15 protein-coding genes are annotated in these 15,946 nt (G+C 68.5%); 8 read left to right on the forward strand and 7 right to left on the reverse strand.

Going from position 1 to position 15,946, the window contains the following annotated elements:
• Nucleotides 1–56: 56 nt before the first annotated feature.
• Nucleotides 57–956: a transglutaminase domain-containing protein gene (locus EV382_RS17410; RefSeq protein ID WP_130403236.1), complete on the forward strand. Its 900-nt coding sequence runs from the start codon at nt 57–59 to the stop codon at nt 954–956.
• On the opposite strand, the gene EV382_RS17415 is transcribed toward EV382_RS17410, so the two are convergent.
• The 3 genes from EV382_RS17415 to EV382_RS17425 all read right to left on the reverse strand — a co-directional run bounded on the left by EV382_RS17415 (nt 943) and on the right by EV382_RS17425 (nt 4,095).
• Nucleotides 943–1,884: a redoxin domain-containing protein gene (locus EV382_RS17415; RefSeq protein WP_130403238.1), complete on the reverse strand. Its 942-nt coding sequence runs from the start codon at nt 1,882–1,884 to the stop codon at nt 943–945. The two genes, EV382_RS17410 and EV382_RS17415, sit on opposite strands and share 14 nt — an antisense overlap.
• Nucleotides 1,885–3,111: an epoxide hydrolase family protein gene (locus EV382_RS17420; RefSeq protein ID WP_130403240.1), complete on the reverse strand. Its 1,227-nt coding sequence runs from the start codon at nt 3,109–3,111 to the stop codon at nt 1,885–1,887.
• A 135-nt stretch (nt 3,112–3,246) separates the two neighbouring features.
• Nucleotides 3,247–4,095: an SDR family oxidoreductase gene (locus tag EV382_RS17425; RefSeq protein WP_425271906.1), complete on the reverse strand. Its 849-nt coding sequence runs from the start codon at nt 4,093–4,095 to the stop codon at nt 3,247–3,249.
• 123 nt (nt 4,096–4,218) lie between these two features.
• Between EV382_RS17425 and EV382_RS17430 the strand changes: the two genes are divergently transcribed.
• From EV382_RS17430 to EV382_RS17445, 4 genes are all read left to right on the forward strand, one after another.
• Entirely contained in the window at nt 4,219–4,821 is a 603-nt protein-coding gene (locus EV382_RS17430) for a TetR/AcrR family transcriptional regulator (protein ID WP_130403244.1), read from the forward strand.
• A gap of 55 nt (nt 4,822–4,876) precedes the next feature.
• Complete coding sequence (locus EV382_RS17435) at nt 4,877–5,803, forward strand: expansin EXLX1 family cellulose-binding protein (protein WP_130403246.1); 927 nt, start codon at nt 4,877–4,879, stop codon at nt 5,801–5,803.
• Nucleotides 5,804–6,445: 642 nt separating this feature from the next.
• Entirely contained in the window at nt 6,446–7,564 is a 1,119-nt protein-coding gene (locus EV382_RS33535; protein ID WP_244236737.1) for a hypothetical protein, read from the forward strand.
• 74 nt (nt 7,565–7,638) lie between these two features.
• The gene (locus tag EV382_RS17445) at nt 7,639–7,887 is read left to right on the forward strand and encodes a hypothetical protein (RefSeq protein WP_130403248.1); all 249 of its coding nucleotides are present in this window, start codon (nt 7,639–7,641) and stop codon (nt 7,885–7,887) included.
• A gap of 415 nt (nt 7,888–8,302) precedes the next feature.
• Here the strand turns inward: EV382_RS17445 and EV382_RS17450 are convergent, their stop codons facing one another.
• Entirely contained in the window at nt 8,303–9,499 is a 1,197-nt protein-coding gene (locus tag EV382_RS17450) for an RNA polymerase sigma factor (protein WP_130403250.1), read from the reverse strand.
• Nucleotides 9,496–9,837, reverse strand: a complete 342-nt coding sequence (locus EV382_RS17455; protein WP_130403252.1) for a YciI family protein — start codon at nt 9,835–9,837, stop codon at nt 9,496–9,498. The genes EV382_RS17450 and EV382_RS17455 overlap by 4 nt, the downstream gene beginning before the upstream one ends.
• A 374-nt stretch (nt 9,838–10,211) precedes the next feature.
• Here EV382_RS17455 and EV382_RS17460 point away from each other — a divergent pair, with 374 nt between their 5' ends.
• The gene (locus EV382_RS17460; protein WP_130403254.1) at nt 10,212–13,007 is read left to right on the forward strand and encodes a TIM-barrel domain-containing protein; all 2,796 of its coding nucleotides are present in this window, start codon (nt 10,212–10,214) and stop codon (nt 13,005–13,007) included.
• A 149-nt stretch (nt 13,008–13,156) separates the two neighbouring features.
• Here EV382_RS17460 and EV382_RS17465 read toward each other — a convergent pair whose 3' ends face one another.
• The gene (locus EV382_RS17465; protein WP_425271907.1) at nt 13,157–13,417 is read right to left on the reverse strand and encodes a hypothetical protein; all 261 of its coding nucleotides are present in this window, start codon (nt 13,415–13,417) and stop codon (nt 13,157–13,159) included.
• Nucleotides 13,418–13,747: 330 nt separating this feature from the next.
• On the opposite strand from EV382_RS17465, the gene EV382_RS17470 reads away from it, so the two are divergent.
• Both EV382_RS17470 and EV382_RS17475 read left to right on the forward strand, forming a co-directional pair.
• Nucleotides 13,748–14,554: a helix-turn-helix domain-containing protein gene (locus EV382_RS17470; protein ID WP_130403256.1), complete on the forward strand. Its 807-nt coding sequence runs from the start codon at nt 13,748–13,750 to the stop codon at nt 14,552–14,554.
• Nucleotides 14,541–14,732: a DUF397 domain-containing protein gene (locus EV382_RS17475; RefSeq protein WP_130403258.1), complete on the forward strand. Its 192-nt coding sequence runs from the start codon at nt 14,541–14,543 to the stop codon at nt 14,730–14,732. The genes EV382_RS17470 and EV382_RS17475 overlap by 14 nt, the downstream gene beginning before the upstream one ends.
• Nucleotides 14,733–14,995: 263 nt before the next feature.
• Here EV382_RS17475 and EV382_RS32785 read toward each other — a convergent pair whose 3' ends face one another.
• Nucleotides 14,996–15,901: a hypothetical protein gene (locus EV382_RS32785; RefSeq protein ID WP_165435811.1), complete on the reverse strand. Its 906-nt coding sequence runs from the start codon at nt 15,899–15,901 to the stop codon at nt 14,996–14,998.
• Nucleotides 15,902–15,946 lie beyond the last annotated feature (45 nt).

Below are 15,946 nucleotides of genomic sequence, written 5' to 3' on the forward strand. Positions count from 1 at the left end.
ACTATCCGGAAAATGCGCCTTGACCCTGACACGGTGGCGGGCCGGAGACTGCTGCCATGGACCTCGATGACTACCGGAGCCACTCCCCCTACAGCGCCCCCGGCCGGCACGGTGGGCTCCTCGACGCCGTGGCGACCGACATCCCCACCGTGGCGGCGACCGTCCGCAACGTGATCGTCCACTACCGGGCCGGCGGCGTGGAGCTGCCCGACGACCGGCTGGAGGAGGTAAATCACCGCTGGGTGGACCGCATCCTCGACACCGACCAGTCCCGATTCCCGCTGGCCCTCACGAGCGCACGTCCGGCCGCCGAACGGGTGGCCGGCTGCTGCCGGGACCACACCCTGCTGTCAATCGCGATCCTCCGTCAGCACCGCATTCCCAGCCGCAGCCGGGTCGGCTTCGCCTCCTACTTCACCCCCGGCTGGCACCACGATCACGTGCTGGTCGAGTACTGGAACGGTCACCGCTGGGTCTGGGCCGACCCGGAGCTCGACCCGGCCGCCGACTGGGGGTTCGACGGGTACGACATCGACCCGACGGCGGGGCTCTTCGACTCGGCGGCGCGGGTGTGGTCGGCGTACCGGGCAGGGGCGATCGACCCCGACGTCTACGGCGTCAGCCCGGAGTTGCCGATCCGCGGCGCGTGGTTCATCCACAACTACGTGCTGCACGAGCTGGCCCATCGGCAGAAGGACGAGCTGCTGCTGTGGGACAGCTTCGGCGCGATGACCGACGACCTCGCGACCGACCACCTGACGACCGCCGACCTCACGCTCGCCGACGAGATCGCCGCTCTGCTGCTCGCAGCCGACAGCGGCGACGAGGCCGCGGAGAAGGCGCTCGCCGACCGGTACGCGACCGACAACCGGCTGCGTCCGGGCGCTCAGGTCCGCAGCTTCTCACCGGTCTCCCCGACCGTCAGCACTGTCGATCTGCGGGTCAGCCGAAGGTGAAGGCGTACGCCTCGACGCCGGGCACGTCGAAGGTGATCTCCAGAGTCCGCTCACCGACCGCGCCATCCTGGCGGACCAGCTGGTAGAGCCGGCCGTCCCGCAGGACGCCGTTGCCGTTCTCGTCGACGTCGACGCCGTGTGACGGGCCGGGTGGCGCGCCGTCGAGCAGCACCCGGAACGGGATCGACTGGGCCGCCCCGGGGGCCAGCACGAGGTGCGCGTCACGGGCGTGGAACCGGAACGCGATACCGCCGCCGGCCTGACCCAATACGACGTTCTCCGACCCGATCGTCCACTCCCCCGCCAGCGCCCACTGGTTGAGGCCCAGGTTCGCCGGCACGTGGTAGGCGCGGCGTTCGTCGAGCGCCGGGCCGTTCGGCGAGGCGAAGTGTTCGCCGCGACTGAAACCGAGGTACGTCTCGGGTGTGCGCAGGTTGTTCCAGTCGGCCTCGGCCTCCGGGCCGAGGCCGTGCACGGGTACGGGGTCCCGCTCGACGCCGAGCAGTTGTTGCAGCACCCGTTCGGACTGCTCGTACTGTCCCTCCCCGAAGTGGTCGTCGCGGATGACGCCGTCGGTGTCGATGAAGTAGAGCGCCGGCCAGTAGTGGTTGTCGAAGGCGCGCCAGATCGCGTAGTCGTTGTCGACCGCCACCGGGTAGTCGATGGACCGGGCCGCGACCGCCCGCCGCACCCACTCGAGGTCGTGCTCGAATCCGAACTCGGGCGTGTGCACCCCGATGACGACCAGCCCGTCGTCGCGGTAGGCCTGCGACCAGGCCCGCACGTACGGCTCCTGACGCAGCCAGTTGATGCAGGTCAGCGTCCAGAAGTTCACCAGGACGACGCGCCCGCCCAGGTCGGCGGGGCCGAGTGGCTCGGTGTTGAGCCACTCGGCCGCCCCGTTCAGCGGGGGCAGGTGCACGGCCATCTAGCGCAGCGACCGGAAGGCGGTGCGAAGCTCTTCGGAGAAGATCTTCGGCTGTTCCCAGGCCGCGAAGTGCCCGCCCACGTCGAGCTTGTTGTAGTAGATGAGGTTGGAGTATGCCTGCTCGGCCCAGCTCTGCGGCGCCTCGTAGAGCTCGTCAGGGAAGACGCTCACCGCGACCGGGATGTTCACGCCCTTGGCGGCGAAGAACGACAGCTTGTTCTCCGCGTACAGCCGGGCCGCGGAGACCGCGGTGTTCGTCAGCCAGTAGAGCGAGATGTTGTCCAGGATGTCGTCGCGCGTCAGGCCCGCTTTCGCCCCGTCGAAGACCTGCGCGATCAGGGCCAGGCTCTTCGCGTCGTGGTCGAGCAGGAAGGACGCCAGACCGACCGGGGAATCCGCCAACCCGGTCAGCGTCTGCGGACGCGTCGCCATCATGAGGGCGTACGCGACGTGCTTCCAGACGTAGTTGGCTTCCTCGGCGGCACGCATCTCGTCGGTGGACAGACCGGATGGCAGTGAGCCCATGGCGTTGTTCGCGCCGGTGGTGTCGCCTTGGAACAACAGGTCGATCTCGGGTGGGATCGCGCCGGGCATGTTGGTGTGGATGGCGAGCAGTTCCGGGGGTGCCTGGAGGCCCATCTGGTCCACGACGACGGCGCCCCAGTCGCCGCCCTGCGCGACGAACCGGTCGTAGCCGAGGCGCTTCATCAGTTCGGTCCAGGCGGTCGCGATTTTCTGCGGGTTCCAGCCTGACGCGGTCGGCTTGCCGGAGAAGCCGTGCCCGGGCAGCGACGGGATCACCAGGTGGAAGGCGTCGGAGGCGCTCCCGCCGTGCGCGGTGGGGTCGGTCAACGGCTCGATGATCTTCATTTGTTCGATGATCGACCCGGGCCACCCGTGGGTGACGATGAGCGGCAGCGCGTCCTCGTGCTTGGAGCGCACGTGGATGAAGTGGATGCCCACCCCGTCGATGGTGGTCAGGAACTGCGGTACGGAGTTCAGCCGCGCCTCGACCTTGCGCCAGTCGTACTCCTTTTCCCAATAGCGGGCGACGGCCTGAATCGTCGCGAGTGGCACGCCCTGCGACTGGTCGTCCACCGTTTCCTTGTCCGGCCAGCGGGTGGCCTTGATGCGCCTCTTCAGGTCATCGAGGTCGGCCTGCGGAATGTCGACCGAGAACGGCCGAATCTCCGTGGTGCCCGGACGGGTCTTGGTTTTGACAGCCATGCGTGGTTCCTCTCCGTCTAGGTTTGCGCCTCGCGAGGAGAAATCGTGGGCCTGTGCGCCATTTCAGAATGGGCACGCCGCCGCCATATCTCGGAGCCTAGAGCGCCGCAGCCGAGGCCCGTGGCGATACGGCGCTCAGTGCGTTCCGGGGGCGGCGACGGCGTGTTCGGCGGCGCGACTGACCTGCTCCCAGGCCGCCCAGGTGTCCATCCGCTGGCGGGCGATGTCGAACGCCAGGTCGTACACCATGCTCCCGAGCAGGAGTCGCAGCGGCGGGTCGTCGCTGTCGACCAGGCGCAGCAGCGCCTCGGCGGCCAGCCGGGGTTCGCTGTCGATTGAACCGTCCGCCCACTGCCGCTCCAGCTCGGCGCGCAGCGGCGCGTAGGCGTCCATCGGGGTGGTGGCGCGCACGCTGGTGTAGAGGTCGGTCCAGTACCCACCCGGCTGCACCATGCTGACCGTGATGTCGAAGGCGGCGGCCTCCATCGCCAGCGCCTCGCTCATGCCTTCCAGGGCGAACTTGCTCGCGCTGTACAGGCCGGTGCTCGGAAAGCCGCCGAGCGCGGCGATGCTGGAGACCTGCACGATGTGTCCGGACCGTTGGGCGCGCAGGTGCGGCAGCACGGCCTGACTGACCCAGAGCGCGCCGAAGAGGTTGACCTCGAACTGGGCTCGGGCTTCAGCCTCGGTGAACTCTTCGATCATGCCCATGGACAGGGTTCCGGCGTTGTTGACGACGATGTCGAGCCGGCCGAAGTGCTCGACGGCGGTGTTCACGGCGGCGATGACCGCCGCCCGGTCGGTCACGTCGAGGGTCAGAGCCAGCAGACGATCGGCGTGCTTCTCGTCGAAGTCGGCCTGGGCGATGGTCCGGGCCGCGGCGACCACCCGGTCACCCCGGTCGAGCGCGGCGTCGGCGAAGGCCCGGCCCAGGCCACGGCTGGCGCCGGTGATGAACCAGGTACGTGGGGCGGCAGTACGCAAGGTGTTCTCCCTCAGTCATTGCGAGACGAGACGGTTCGTCTCGCCGATGCGGTGAACAGTAGGGCGTGTCGTCGCCGCCGTCAAGACGAGACGGTTCGTCTCGTGCTGCTATCGTGGCGTCCCATGACGCCCAACACGGCCCGCCGGAACGAGACGTCGCGGCGCGCCATCCTCACCGCGGCCTTCGACCTGCTTCAGGACGTCGGGTACGCGAAGCTCAGCATCGAGGGCATCGCCGCGCGGGCCGGCGTCGGCAAACAGACCATCTACCGCTGGTGGCCGTCGAAGGGCGCGGTCATCTTCGACGCCTTCCTCCTGCTCAGCGAGGCTGCCGAGGGCGGGCCGCCGACGCTGCCGGACACCGGCGACCTGGCGACGGACCTGACCCTGGTGCTGCGCGCCACCGTCGAGGAGATGAACGACCCCCGGTACGAGCAACCGATGCGCGCGCTGGCCACCGAGATCGCGCTCGATCCCGAGCTGGCGGCCGCGTACGCCCAACGGTTGGACGGGCCGTTACGGGAGGCCAAGCGGCAACGCCTACGCAGCGCCCAGCGGGCCGGCCAGCTCGCCGAGGACGTCGACCTCGACGTGGCGGTGGACATGATCTGGGGGCCCATTCTCAACCGATGGCTGCACCGCAGCGGGCCGCTCACCGCCGAGTACGCCGACCTCGTCGTCAGCACCGCCCTCAACGGACTGCGTCCCCGCCGATCCGGCGAGTGACAATCCGCGGGACGGCTTTGCGCTGCCGCAAGGTGCTGCGGCAACATCAGGCGCCGTGACGGCACCAGGCGCGGCCCCCGACAACGACACCCCGGCGAGCAGCACGCCCCGGTTGAGTCGGCGGGCCCGGCACTGGTTGGCCGGCGTCGGGGTTACCACCCTGGCCGCCGTCCTCGGCATCACCCTCGCCGTCCGCGGCGGTGCCACCCCGGCCTGCGCCGCGCCGCCGACGGGCAACGCCGTCCACAAGGGAAAGGCCAGCTTCTACGACGCGGGCCGCTCCGGCGGCAACTGCTCCTTCCCCGGTCCCCCGGCGGATCGGCTCTACGTGGCCCTCGGCGCATCCCAGTACTCCGGATCGGCGGCCTGCGGCAGCTACCTGGAGGTGAGCGGCCCCAAGGGCAAGGTCCGGGTGATGGTCATGGACCAGTGCGGCGGCTGCGGACCCAACAAGATCGACCTCTCCACCGAGGCGTTCACGAAGATCGCCGACCGGTCACAGGGCATCGCGTCCGTGACGTACCGGGCGGTGGTGAACCCGCCACTCGACGGCGGGCTCACCTTCCGGATCAAGGGCGGCGCCTCGAAATACTGGTTCGCGGTGCAGGTCGGCAACCACGGCAACCCACTCCGCTCGGTCGAGGCGAAGGGGACCAGCGGCGGCTTCCGCAAGGCCGCCCGGCAGAGCGACAACTACTGGACCGTCGAGGGCGGGCTCGGCCCCGGGCCGTACACCATCAAGGTCACCGACGTGTACGGACGCCAGGCCACCGCCGCCAGCATCCGGATGGTCACCAAGCAGGTGCAACGCAGCACGGTTTCCCTGGTCAGCCCCGCCCCCATGCCCAGCAGCTCACCCTCGGCCCCGGCCCTACCGAGCGCTACCGCGTCGCCGTCGCCGACGCCGACCGAGTCGGTAACGCCGACGGCGCCAGTCGAAGCGCTCGCCGGTGGCGCCCCGCTGGCCGCTCCCCGCTGCTGACCTCCCGCCCCCGGCTGACTAGGTGGTCGAGTTCCTGAGGCTGGAGCCGCTGCTGTGCTCCGCCGAGTTCACGTCACGCCGTCACCTGACACCGGAGCCGGCATCAAGATCAGCGAAGCCGCTCTGCCGGGAACGGCCTTCAGCGGAACATGCGCGCGGCGACAGCGAACAGCGCCCAAACAGCCGCAATACGCGGTACAGCGCGTAGAAGATCCGCACGCCGAACAGGCAGGTGGCGGCGATGATCAAGGGGTGGCCGACGGCCCGCTACGCGGTGGTGCGTGCTCTCCCGCATGCGTCCCGGAGCGCCATGATCAAGCCCGTGGTGCGTCATTACTCTTTTCATATGGTGCAGTCCGGCGACTACTCTCTGGGTCGAAATGCGGTGGTCACACACCCGTCCCCCGGACCGGTAGATGTCGCCACAATCGCTATCATCGCCTGCGGGGTCCTTTCCGAAAGCTAATCCTGTCCGTCGTGGTCGCGGGTCGGCGCGCTCCTTACAGACAGTCAGTGCATTGGCAACGCCGGGGTACCGGAGTTAGACGTTCGTCGCTACTGTCGTCGTCGGAAAGCGGGGGCATGCGGGCTACGCGACAACGCGTGTGCCACACCTCCCATGTCTGATGGACAGGAGAGTGCATGAAAGCGTTCCATCGCAACCGAGGCGAACAGCGGAAATCCGGAATGCATTCGGTCCGGAGCGCGAGGTGGCGAAACAGGGGATTCCGGAGGGCGCTCACCTTCGTTGTCTTCGGTGGATTGTTGGCGGCTGTGGCACCGGTCACCAACGCTGCGGCGGATCAGGCTCCCGCCTATGGCGACTATCGGCCGGGTGCGGGCGTCGACGGGGACGTCCCAAAGCCGCTCGACCTCAAGGACGTTCCGGCGACGGCGAAACTGGCCGAGCCGCTTGCGAGCAAGGGTCGTGGATTCACTACGGCGGAACTCAATGTCCAATCCCTCGGTTCGAGACTGCAGTTCAGCAGCAAGGCCCCCGCGCCGAAGGCCCAGAAGTCCACAAACGCGACCGGGGCAGACCGTTCCAACGGCCCGGCGGACGACTTCAACCACTATTACTGCGCTTACTACCCGAACTCGGTGAGCGCAACACCTCCGCCGCCGGCAAGCGGCAGCCAGTACGCGATGGCGAAGGCCTACGACACCCTGTGGGGCTACGCGCAGGCGTTCGACGCGCAGGACGGGCTCTTCCAGAGCCCGCACACGTCCTCGGCGAACATCGCCATGGACCTGAACATCACGGTACCGATCGACTGGCCGCAGCCCTCCCAGATGAATGCATACGTCAATCCCTTCTTCCAGGGCGGGCACTACGTCGAGACGACCATCTCGCCGTTCACGTTCAGTTCCTCACAGGCGAGCACGCGACAGCTGATCCAGTTCGGGTGGTCTCGGGACGCCACGCCCTTCATGCAGACCCTGTGGGACATTCAGACCAGCAAGGGGGACGGAACCAGTGAATTGATCCACTACTACTGGCACGGTCTCGAGGACGGCAACTATTACGTGTTCAACGTCGACTCCACCCCGGCCCACACCTACAAGTTCTCGGCCAGGACGACGACCTCGGCTACGTCGAACCCCGTCTTCGGTGCCGCAGCCACCGCTCAGATCGACTACGGGTCCGGCCAACTTGACGCACCCAGCCTCGGGCCGCTCAACCTCTTCCGGGCATCGATGGACGAATACTACGTGATAGAGTATCTGCTGCCGATGGACTGGGAACTCACCAACTGCTGACGGGTTTCGCCTAGCAACTGGTTTGGTCGGTCACCTGGTGGCCGACCAAACCACTGTTCGCGGGAAGTGGATTTATGCGTCGATGGACAGACGGTGTCATTGCCTTTTTCGGCATCCTTGCCACCCTCCTCGCCTTGGTCGCCGCAGTCACCGGGGTGATCGCCTTTCTCAATGAGGTCGTCGACGGCGATAAGCCGGCGAATCCCGGGGATGGGCAACTCAAATCCGGCTGGCTTTTTCTCGCGGCCGGCGGATTGTTCGTCGGCGCGGCTCTGCTGCGCAGGTGGTCTCGGGTGCGGTCCGGTCGGCCGGACCGGAGTTGATCCTCGGTGCGGCGCGACAGCGCACCCGGGCAACAGGGCGGAAGGGGGCGTCCTCTCCGGGCCGGTTGAGGTCCTGGCAGTCAAGACTGATTAACAGGTCCGCGCCGTTGATCGTCTCTGTCCTGTCGGCCAGGTCCCGGCAGCGGTCAACCGTGGCCCGGATTGTGGAGGTGACGGTGCCCGATCGTCACCAGGGACACGACCAGCACGATGACGCCGAACAACTCGCTGCGCTGCGCCGCCCAGTCATCGCGACCTTGTCCCAGCGGCGGGATAACCCTGCCTGCGGTGCCTCGAACGCGTGACCGGAGGAGTCGATGCTGGGATGACGGCACAGTGAGCGATGCCCACACAGGACGACGTGCTCGGCTACTTCGACCTGCTCTCGGACTCCAGTACGCCTTGTCTCGCCCGTTCAACCCCAGGTGAGGCGGTGGCGCAGGAGGGAGCGTTCGGCCGGGTTGGTGGCGAGGGCGAGGGCCCGTTCGTCGGCGGTGCGTGCCTGGGTGGCGTCGCCGAGGTCGCGGAACAGTTCGGCTCGGGTGGCATGGAACAGGTGGTAGCCGTCCAGTTCACCGGCCAGGACGTCGATGTCCGCGAGCGCGACTGACGATCCGCTGACGTAGCGCAGCGCGATCGCCCGGTGCAGCCGGGTGACCGGTGATGGGGCCAGGCGCAGCAGCAGGTCGTAGAGCACGGTGATCTGGGTCCAGTCGGTCTCCTCCCAGCTGGCTGCCTCGGCATGACAGGCGACGATGGCGGCTTGAAGTTGGTACGGGCCTGGTCGTCTCCGCGCTGCCGCCTGGGCGATCAGCCGACCGGCGGCGGCGATGGCCCGGTGGTCCCAGAGGGATCGGTCCTGGTGCTGGAGCTGGACGATCTCATTGTCCCGGTCGAAGCGGGCGCTGGTCCGGGCTCGGTGCAGCCGGATGAGCGCGAGCAGGCCGGCGACCTCCGGTTCGGTGGGCATGAGTTGGTGCAGCAGAGCGGCGAGGAACTCGGCGTCGTCGGCCAGGTCGCGGGATTGGACCTGGTCGCCGACCGTGGACAGGTACCCCTCGTTGTAAAGCAGATAGATCACGGCAAGGACCTCGCTGAGCCGGGAGCCGAGTTCGTCCGCCGACGGGATCCGGTACGGGATGGCCGCGTCGCTGATTTTTCGTTTGGCCCGGGTGATGCGCTGCCCGACGGTTCCCTCCGGGACGAGGAACGCTCGGGCGATCTGCTCGGTGGTCAGACCGCACACCACCCGCAACGTGAGGGCGACCTGGGCGGCACGGGGCAGAGCCGGATGGCAGCAGGTGAAGATCAGCCGAAGTCGGTCCTCCGGTGGCGGCTCGGCCGGCCACGCCACCAGCGCCAGCTTCCGTCGGTGGCGCTGCTCGCGGCGAATCTGATCCAGACCTCGACGACGGGCCACCGTGTACATCCAGGCATCCGGCCGGTCAGGGATCCCCTCGACCGGCCAGTGCGTCAGCGCGGCCTCGATGGCGTCCTGGACGAGATCCTCGGCGGCGCTGAAATCACCAACCAGATGCACCAGGGACGCGGCGAGCCGGCCCGCGTGATCGCGGACCACGCGAGCCAGCTCGGCGTACGTCGGTTGGCTCATCCGGCGATGGGGCGAATCTCCACCACCGGGCAGGCTGGCCAGGAGCTGGCGACCCGCAGCGCCTCGTCAAGGTTGGCCACCTCGATTTCGGCGTAGCCGCTGACAACCTCTTTGCCTTCCACGAACGGACCATCGGACACCAGCGGCTCGCCTCGGTCCAGCCGCAGGGTGGTGGCGGTGTCCGGTGGCATCAGGTAGGCGTGATGAGTGACCTTGTCGTGGTGGTCGGCGAACCACTGCTGCACGCGGGCGTAGGCCCGGTTCCGTTCGGGCTCATCCATGGCGGCCAGGTCGGCGGCGAACTGTGGCGAGTCGACGAACATCAGCACGTACTTCATCGTTCCTCCAACAACGGTCTACGGCACGAGGCGGGTGATGCGCCTTCACCAACCAGACGACCAGCGAGGGTCCCGATCCGACAACCAGCCGAACCTGGTTCCGGGTACGTGTCAACGACCGTGAGCGACGCAGTGGCCATCGACACCAGCGCGGCGCCCCGTCTCACCCACGACCGCACCATGCCACAGTCCGACCACGGACCGCGACGCCTTCCTCACCCCACTGCGACCCGTGCTCGTCGCCGACTGCCGGACGAGTACGGCCGCCGACGAAAGAGAGAAGGGACACCCTCCAAGGCCCGTTGACAGGTGTTTCCGGCGAGTGACAGCGTTGTCATCGACTCATTTCCTCCATATGAGACGAGGAGCGCATCTTGCTCTATCGGCACTCACCGCGCCGCCGTGCGACCGCCGCCGCCACACTCGGCATTCTCGTCACGGGGCTGGCGCTCGCTCCGTCCGCGCCGGCCCAGGCCGGCCGCGACAAGGCGAAAGACGGGGCCGTTCGGTCGGGCAACGCACGTTTCGAGGTGCTGTCCCCGACCCTGATCCGCACCGAGTACCAGAAGGACGGCACGTTCACCGACGCCGCCACCTTCAACGCCATCGGGCGCGACGACTTCCCCCGTACGCGTTTCACCCAGCACGTCGAGAACGGCTGGCTCACCATCGACACCGGCGCGATGACGCTGCGTTATCAGGTCGGCTCGGGGGCGTTCACCGCCGACAACCTGACCGTGCAGCTCAAGGCCGGCAAGCAGCTCGTTCAGGGCCAGCCCTGGGCCGGCCACACCGCGCCGGCCTGCACGTTCGGCGCGCTCTGCGAGGCCGAGGCGCTACAGCTGAACGGTCCCGGCGTGGCCACCGACCACCAGGGACACACCGGGCGCGGCTTCGCTGCCGGTTTCGCCTCGTCCGGCGACTCGGTCACCTTTGCGCTCGACGCGCCGGAAGCCGGCACGAAGCAGCTCACCGTTCGCTACGCCAACAGCACCGGCGGCGACGGGCAGAACGTGGCCCGCACCCTGACGGTGCAGGTCGACGGCGTCGCCGGCCACACGCTGACGCTGCCGCCCACCGCGAACTGGGACACCTGGGCGCTGGCCGACGTGCCGGTCGACCTCGCCGCGGGCCGCCACGAGATCAGCGTCGTGCGGGGCCCCAACGACTCCGGCAACGTGAACATCGACAGCCTCGCGGTGGTCAACCCGGGTGACGCGTACCCGGCGCCGGCCGCACCCCAGCCGCAGTCACTGCGGTTCGGCACGCTGGGTGAGGCCGAAACCGGCGCGCTCACCGGTGGCGCGAAGCCCGCGAACGACCACAACGGCGCCTCCGGTACGGGATTCCTGGCCGGCCTGGAGAGCACCACGTCCGCTGTCGCGCTCACCGTGACGGATGTTCCGGCCGCAGGTGACTACCAGGTGCAGATCCGGTACGCCAACGGCCAGGCCGGCGCCCAGCCGAGCCAGGCGCGCACCATGTCGGTCACGGCCGGGACGGCGGCGCCGGTCACGGCGACCCTTCCGCCGACCAGCGGGTGGGACTACTGGAACACCGTCTCCGTTCCGGTCCACCTCGACCGTGGCACCAACACGGTGAGCCTGGGCTGCCCCACGGACGCCAGCTGCAACGTCAACATCGACACGGTCGCCGTCACGGGCAAGGACTCCCCGCTGCTTGCCCCGCACGCGCCGCTCGGCGGCTACCGCCGGGGCCTGGACGGCGTGACCGGTGCCGCGCTCACCGCCCCGGGCCTGCTCTACCAGGACGGCTGGTACCTGCTCGACGACTCGGCCTCGGCCCTGAGCAACACCAAGCCCCGGCCCGCCCCCGAACAGGACGGCTACGTCTTCGCGTACGGGCAGGACTTCACCCGCGCCTTGCAGGACCTGTCGACCCTGACCGGGCCGACGAAGCTGCTGCCCGAGTGGGCGTACGGGGTGTGGTACTCCGAGTACTACGACCGCACCGCCACCGAGTTCCAGAACCTGGTCGCCCGGGCCAAGACCGAGGGCATGCCACTGGACGTGCTCGTCCTCGACACCGACGTCAAGTCCCCGGACAAGTGGAACGGCTGGAGCATCGACCCCACCCGGATCCCCGACCCGAAGGCGTTCTTCCAGTGGGCCAAGAAGCAGGGCCTGCACACCGGCATCAACATCCACCCGAGCATCCTCGGCTCGGACCCGAAGTTCGCCAAGGCGCAGGCCACCGCGAAGGGCAAGCTGCAACGCGTCGGCTGCAACGGCGGCCCGGACTGCTACACGTTCGACTTCGGTGACCCGGACCAGCTCAAGGCATACCTGCAGCTGCACGACGAGATGCTGCCCAAGGGCAGCAAGGGCCCGGACCTGTGGTGGCTGGACTGGTGCTGCGACAACACGAAGTCGTCGCTCGCCGGGGTGACCGGGGACGCCTGGATCAACCAGCAGTACGCCGACAAGACCGGCTTCGCGTTCTCCCGGGCGTACGGATCGTTGCAGGCCGGCGGCTACGGCAGCCCGACCCCGGTGGCGACCGGACCGTGGGCCGACAAGCGCACCACGCTGCACTTCACCGGCGACACCACCTCCGACTGGTCGACCCTTCAGATGGAGGTCGGCTACACGCCGGGCGAGTCCGCAGCGACCGGGCTGGCCGCGGTCAGCCACGACATCGGCGGGCACACCGGCGGCCTGCAGGAGCCGGGCACCGAGCCGGGCAGCACGAAGCTGCCCGACGACCTCTACGCCCGGTGGGTGCAGTTCGGCACGTTCCAACCGATCGACCGGCTGCACTCCAACCACAGCGACCGGCTGCCCTGGCAGTACGGCCCGGAGGCGAACGCGTCGGCCAAGAAGTTCCTGAACCTGCGCAAGGAACTGCAGCCATACACCTACGCCGCCGCCAAGGAGGCCACCCGCACGGGTACGCCCATCGTCCGGTCGATGTACCTGGCGTACCCGAATGAGCAGGCCGCGTACGCCACCGCCGGTTCCCAGTACCTCTACGGCCCGGACTACCTGGTGGCACCCGTGACGACGCCCGGCACCACCGCCACCACGTCGGTGTGGTTCCCGCCGGGCAACACCTGGACCGACATCTTCACCGGGAAGACGTACCAGGGCGGCACCACGCAGAACATCACCACCACGCTGGACACCATGCCGGTGTTCAAGAAGCACTGACGGCCGCCGGCCCTGCGGGGCTGGCTTCCACAGATCCGCACCCCGGCCGGGTGGCCCAGCCCTCGGCCGGGGTGCGGATCGGCACAGCGGGCGCAGGCCGCTCAACAGCCGCGCCGGGCGCATCGGCAGGTGCGGGCGAGGACGCGCGGTCATCCGACCCGCACCGGGCGTCGCCGCCTTTTGACCGGCAGGGCCTGCAACCGCACGCCCGCACGCAGCACGTACAACTCGCGCCGCGCCACCGCGTCGCCCGCCGCGTTCAGCTGGTAACCCTCAATCCACACCCACCCGTGGTACGTGTGCCGATCGGGCAACTCGCGGATGACGCGCGCGAAGATCGGGCGCAGGAACTGCACGCTCGCCGCGGCGGTCAGGCAGACCACGTCGCCGGCCGTCATCTTCCCGATCACCGCAACCCCCATGGGTACGCGACAGCGCAGCTCGCGTACGGCAGGCTTGCCGGTTTTGAATTGTGCTTTTCGGGTTTGTCGTCGGGCACGGTCTCCCCCTTTGGTGCCGTTGGGAAGGGCCGCTCCCGTGAGTGCTCGCCCGTCGGGAGCGGCCCCGCTACGAACGCGACCGTCAGATCTCGTGGGCCTGCCAGCCGCGCCGCCTGGTGACACTCTGCTGTGTAGGCCACTACGCTCGGAAGGTGCTCACGGCATCCGGGGTGACCTGGCCTAACAGGGCCGCGACGTGGGGCACCTCGGGTAGTCGATCTCCGATTTGAGGAGCGTTGTATGGCTGACGCGCCGAGTCCTCTCGCGGACTTCATCGTGAGCGAGATCCGCCGCGCTCGCGGAGCGTCCGGGATGACGCAGGAGTCGTTCGGCCGAGCAGCGGGTTTCAGCGCCTCGCACGTCAGCGCCGTGGAGAGCGGCACCCGGGCACTGACGATCGACTTCATCAAGGGCGCTGACCGGGCCTTCAACAACGACGGGTTGTTCGGACGCCTGGTGGTGAAACTCGGCGCGCCGTCGTGGTTTCTGCCGTGGCTGGACGCCGAGCGCGGCGCGCGACAGCTTCGTCTGTTCGAGCCACTACTGATTCCGGGCCTACTCCAGACCGAGAATTACGCCCACGTCGTGATGCGCTTGAACGACCTCATGTCCGCCACGGAGGTCGACCAACAGGTCAGCGCTCGGATGAGCCGACACAAGATCCTGACCGGTGACACGCCACCGCAGGTGGTGGCCGTGCTTGATGAGTCCACGCTTCGCCGGGCCGGTGACGAGCACGCCGGCATCATGGCCGAGCAGGTCGCCCACCTCATCACCGTCGCCGAGCTGCCCCACGTCCACATCCACGTGATCCCAGCCGGTGTCGGTCTGCACATCGGGCTGTCCGGGCCATTCGCACTGGCCCGGGCCGGCGACGGGTCCTGGGTCGGGCACCTCGAAAATCAGCTGGGCGGGATCGTGGTCGATAACGAAGATGAACTACATACTCTTCAGACGAGGTGGGAGAACGTGAGGAACGAAGCACTCCCGCGCCGACAGTCCAACGAGCTGATGAAGGAAGTGCACAGCCATCATGGATCTCACTAACGCCATCTGGCGCAAGTCCCGGCGTAGCGGCTCGTCCGGAGGCAACTGCGTCGAGGTCGCTGACAACCTGCCCGGCGTCGTCGGCGTGCGGGACAGCAAGGACCCTGCCGGCCCGGCCCTGACCTTCGGTCCGGCGGCCTGGCGGGCGTTCGTCGCTCAGATCACCGAGCGGTCATAACCACCGCGCGCTGACCCAATGGCCGGTAGGCAAGTGCCGAGCCGGTCCGGGCGGATCAGCCCATCAGCGCTGGTCAGCATGCGTCCTTCCGACACCCACGGTGACGGTCAAAGCTCTCGCCGGGGCCGCTCCCCTCGTAGTCGACGGATCGCAGACCCGGTCTGATAGTCCGTCACAGATGAATCCGTGAAGGAGCGAGCGTGGATTCGTTGGACGTGGAACTGTTCGCGGACTACCACCAGATCCACCTGAGCGATGAGGGGTCAACGGGCGATCTGAGTGGGGCGTGGACCGATCAGGCGGTTGTCGACCGCCTGGCCGTGGTCGACGACGCGATAGCCATCGGGACGTCGGTAAATGTCACGGTGGCGGTGCGAGTCGACGTGTTGGACGCCCCGCCCGCCGACGACTTCACCGACTACGACCATGTGGTCGAGGGGAGCATGCAGGTTCGGTCGGGCCTCCTCGTGGTCATGGGTTGCACCGACTACGAGCCGGATGCCGTGAGGATCCAGGTGCCGGTGGGGCCCGTTCGTGTCCGGGCAGCGAGCAGCAACCTCGCCGAGGCGGAGCGCTTGGGGATCGACTCCGACGAGGCCCCGCAGACGATGGAGCGGCTGCGCGTGCAGGTCTGGCCGGCCCCGAGTGGGGAGCCCGTCGTGTGGACACGCTGGCAGGGCGAATCTGGGTTGCGTCAGGACCTGTAGCGACCGAGCATCGCCGCGAGAGAGCCGGACGGCCAGCCGCCACGGCCGGTTGGCCCGGAGCATGCCGAGCAGCAACCGCAGGTTGCCGCCGATCACCCCGGCCAGCAGCGCGATGCCGGATGCCTGGGGGTTCACGCCCGCGCCGAGTTCCCGGGCTCGCCGTCCGATGGTCAGGCGCCGACGGCGCGGGCCGGTCCGTACCGGGTCGTCGACCGCGTCGGTATCGCCGAGCAGTGCCGCGACGAGCCGGTCCCCGGCCTCGGCCATCCGCCGGGCCACGGCGACAGGGCCGAGCGCGGGCATGGAAAGGACCGCGACGCCATGGGTGGGGCTGGCGTGCGCGACCACGGGCCGCCGCGCGGTCTCCAACGGCAGGTCCGTCACGCAGAGGACCAGACTCCAGCCCTCGGCCAGCATCCGGCGCCGGGCAGCCTCGATGAGCTGGCCGAGGTCGGCCGGCACGTCAACGAGCCGCGCCACCTGCAAACGTACCGCCCAGTCGACCTC

It is taken from the genome of Micromonospora violae, from assembly GCF_004217135.1.
Classification (GTDB): Bacteria; Actinomycetota; Actinomycetes; order Mycobacteriales; family Micromonosporaceae; genus Micromonospora; species Micromonospora violae.

Coding starts and splice junctions, on each gene's coding strand:
- EV382_RS17410 (WP_130403236.1), top strand. CDS start 57: ATGGACCTCGATGACTACCGGAGCCACTCCCCCTACAGCGCCCCCGGC.
- EV382_RS17470 (WP_130403256.1), top strand. CDS start 13,748: ATGGCTGACGCGCCGAGTCCTCTCGCGGACTTCATCGTGAGCGAGATC.
- EV382_RS33535 (WP_244236737.1), top strand. CDS start 6,446: ATGAAAGCGTTCCATCGCAACCGAGGCGAACAGCGGAAATCCGGAATG.
- EV382_RS17445 (WP_130403248.1), top strand. CDS start 7,639: ATGCGTCGATGGACAGACGGTGTCATTGCCTTTTTCGGCATCCTTGCC.
- EV382_RS17430 (WP_130403244.1), top strand. CDS start 4,219: ATGACGCCCAACACGGCCCGCCGGAACGAGACGTCGCGGCGCGCCATC.
- EV382_RS17420 (WP_130403240.1), bottom strand. CDS start 3,111: ATGGCTGTCAAAACCAAGACCCGTCCGGGCACCACGGAGATTCGGCCG.
- EV382_RS17415 (WP_130403238.1), bottom strand. CDS start 1,884: ATGGCCGTGCACCTGCCCCCGCTGAACGGGGCGGCCGAGTGGCTCAAC.
- EV382_RS17450 (WP_130403250.1), bottom strand. CDS start 9,499: ATGAGCCAACCGACGTACGCCGAGCTGGCTCGCGTGGTCCGCGATCAC.
- EV382_RS17475 (WP_130403258.1), top strand. CDS start 14,541: ATGGATCTCACTAACGCCATCTGGCGCAAGTCCCGGCGTAGCGGCTCG.
- EV382_RS17455 (WP_130403252.1), bottom strand. CDS start 9,837: ATGAAGTACGTGCTGATGTTCGTCGACTCGCCACAGTTCGCCGCCGAC.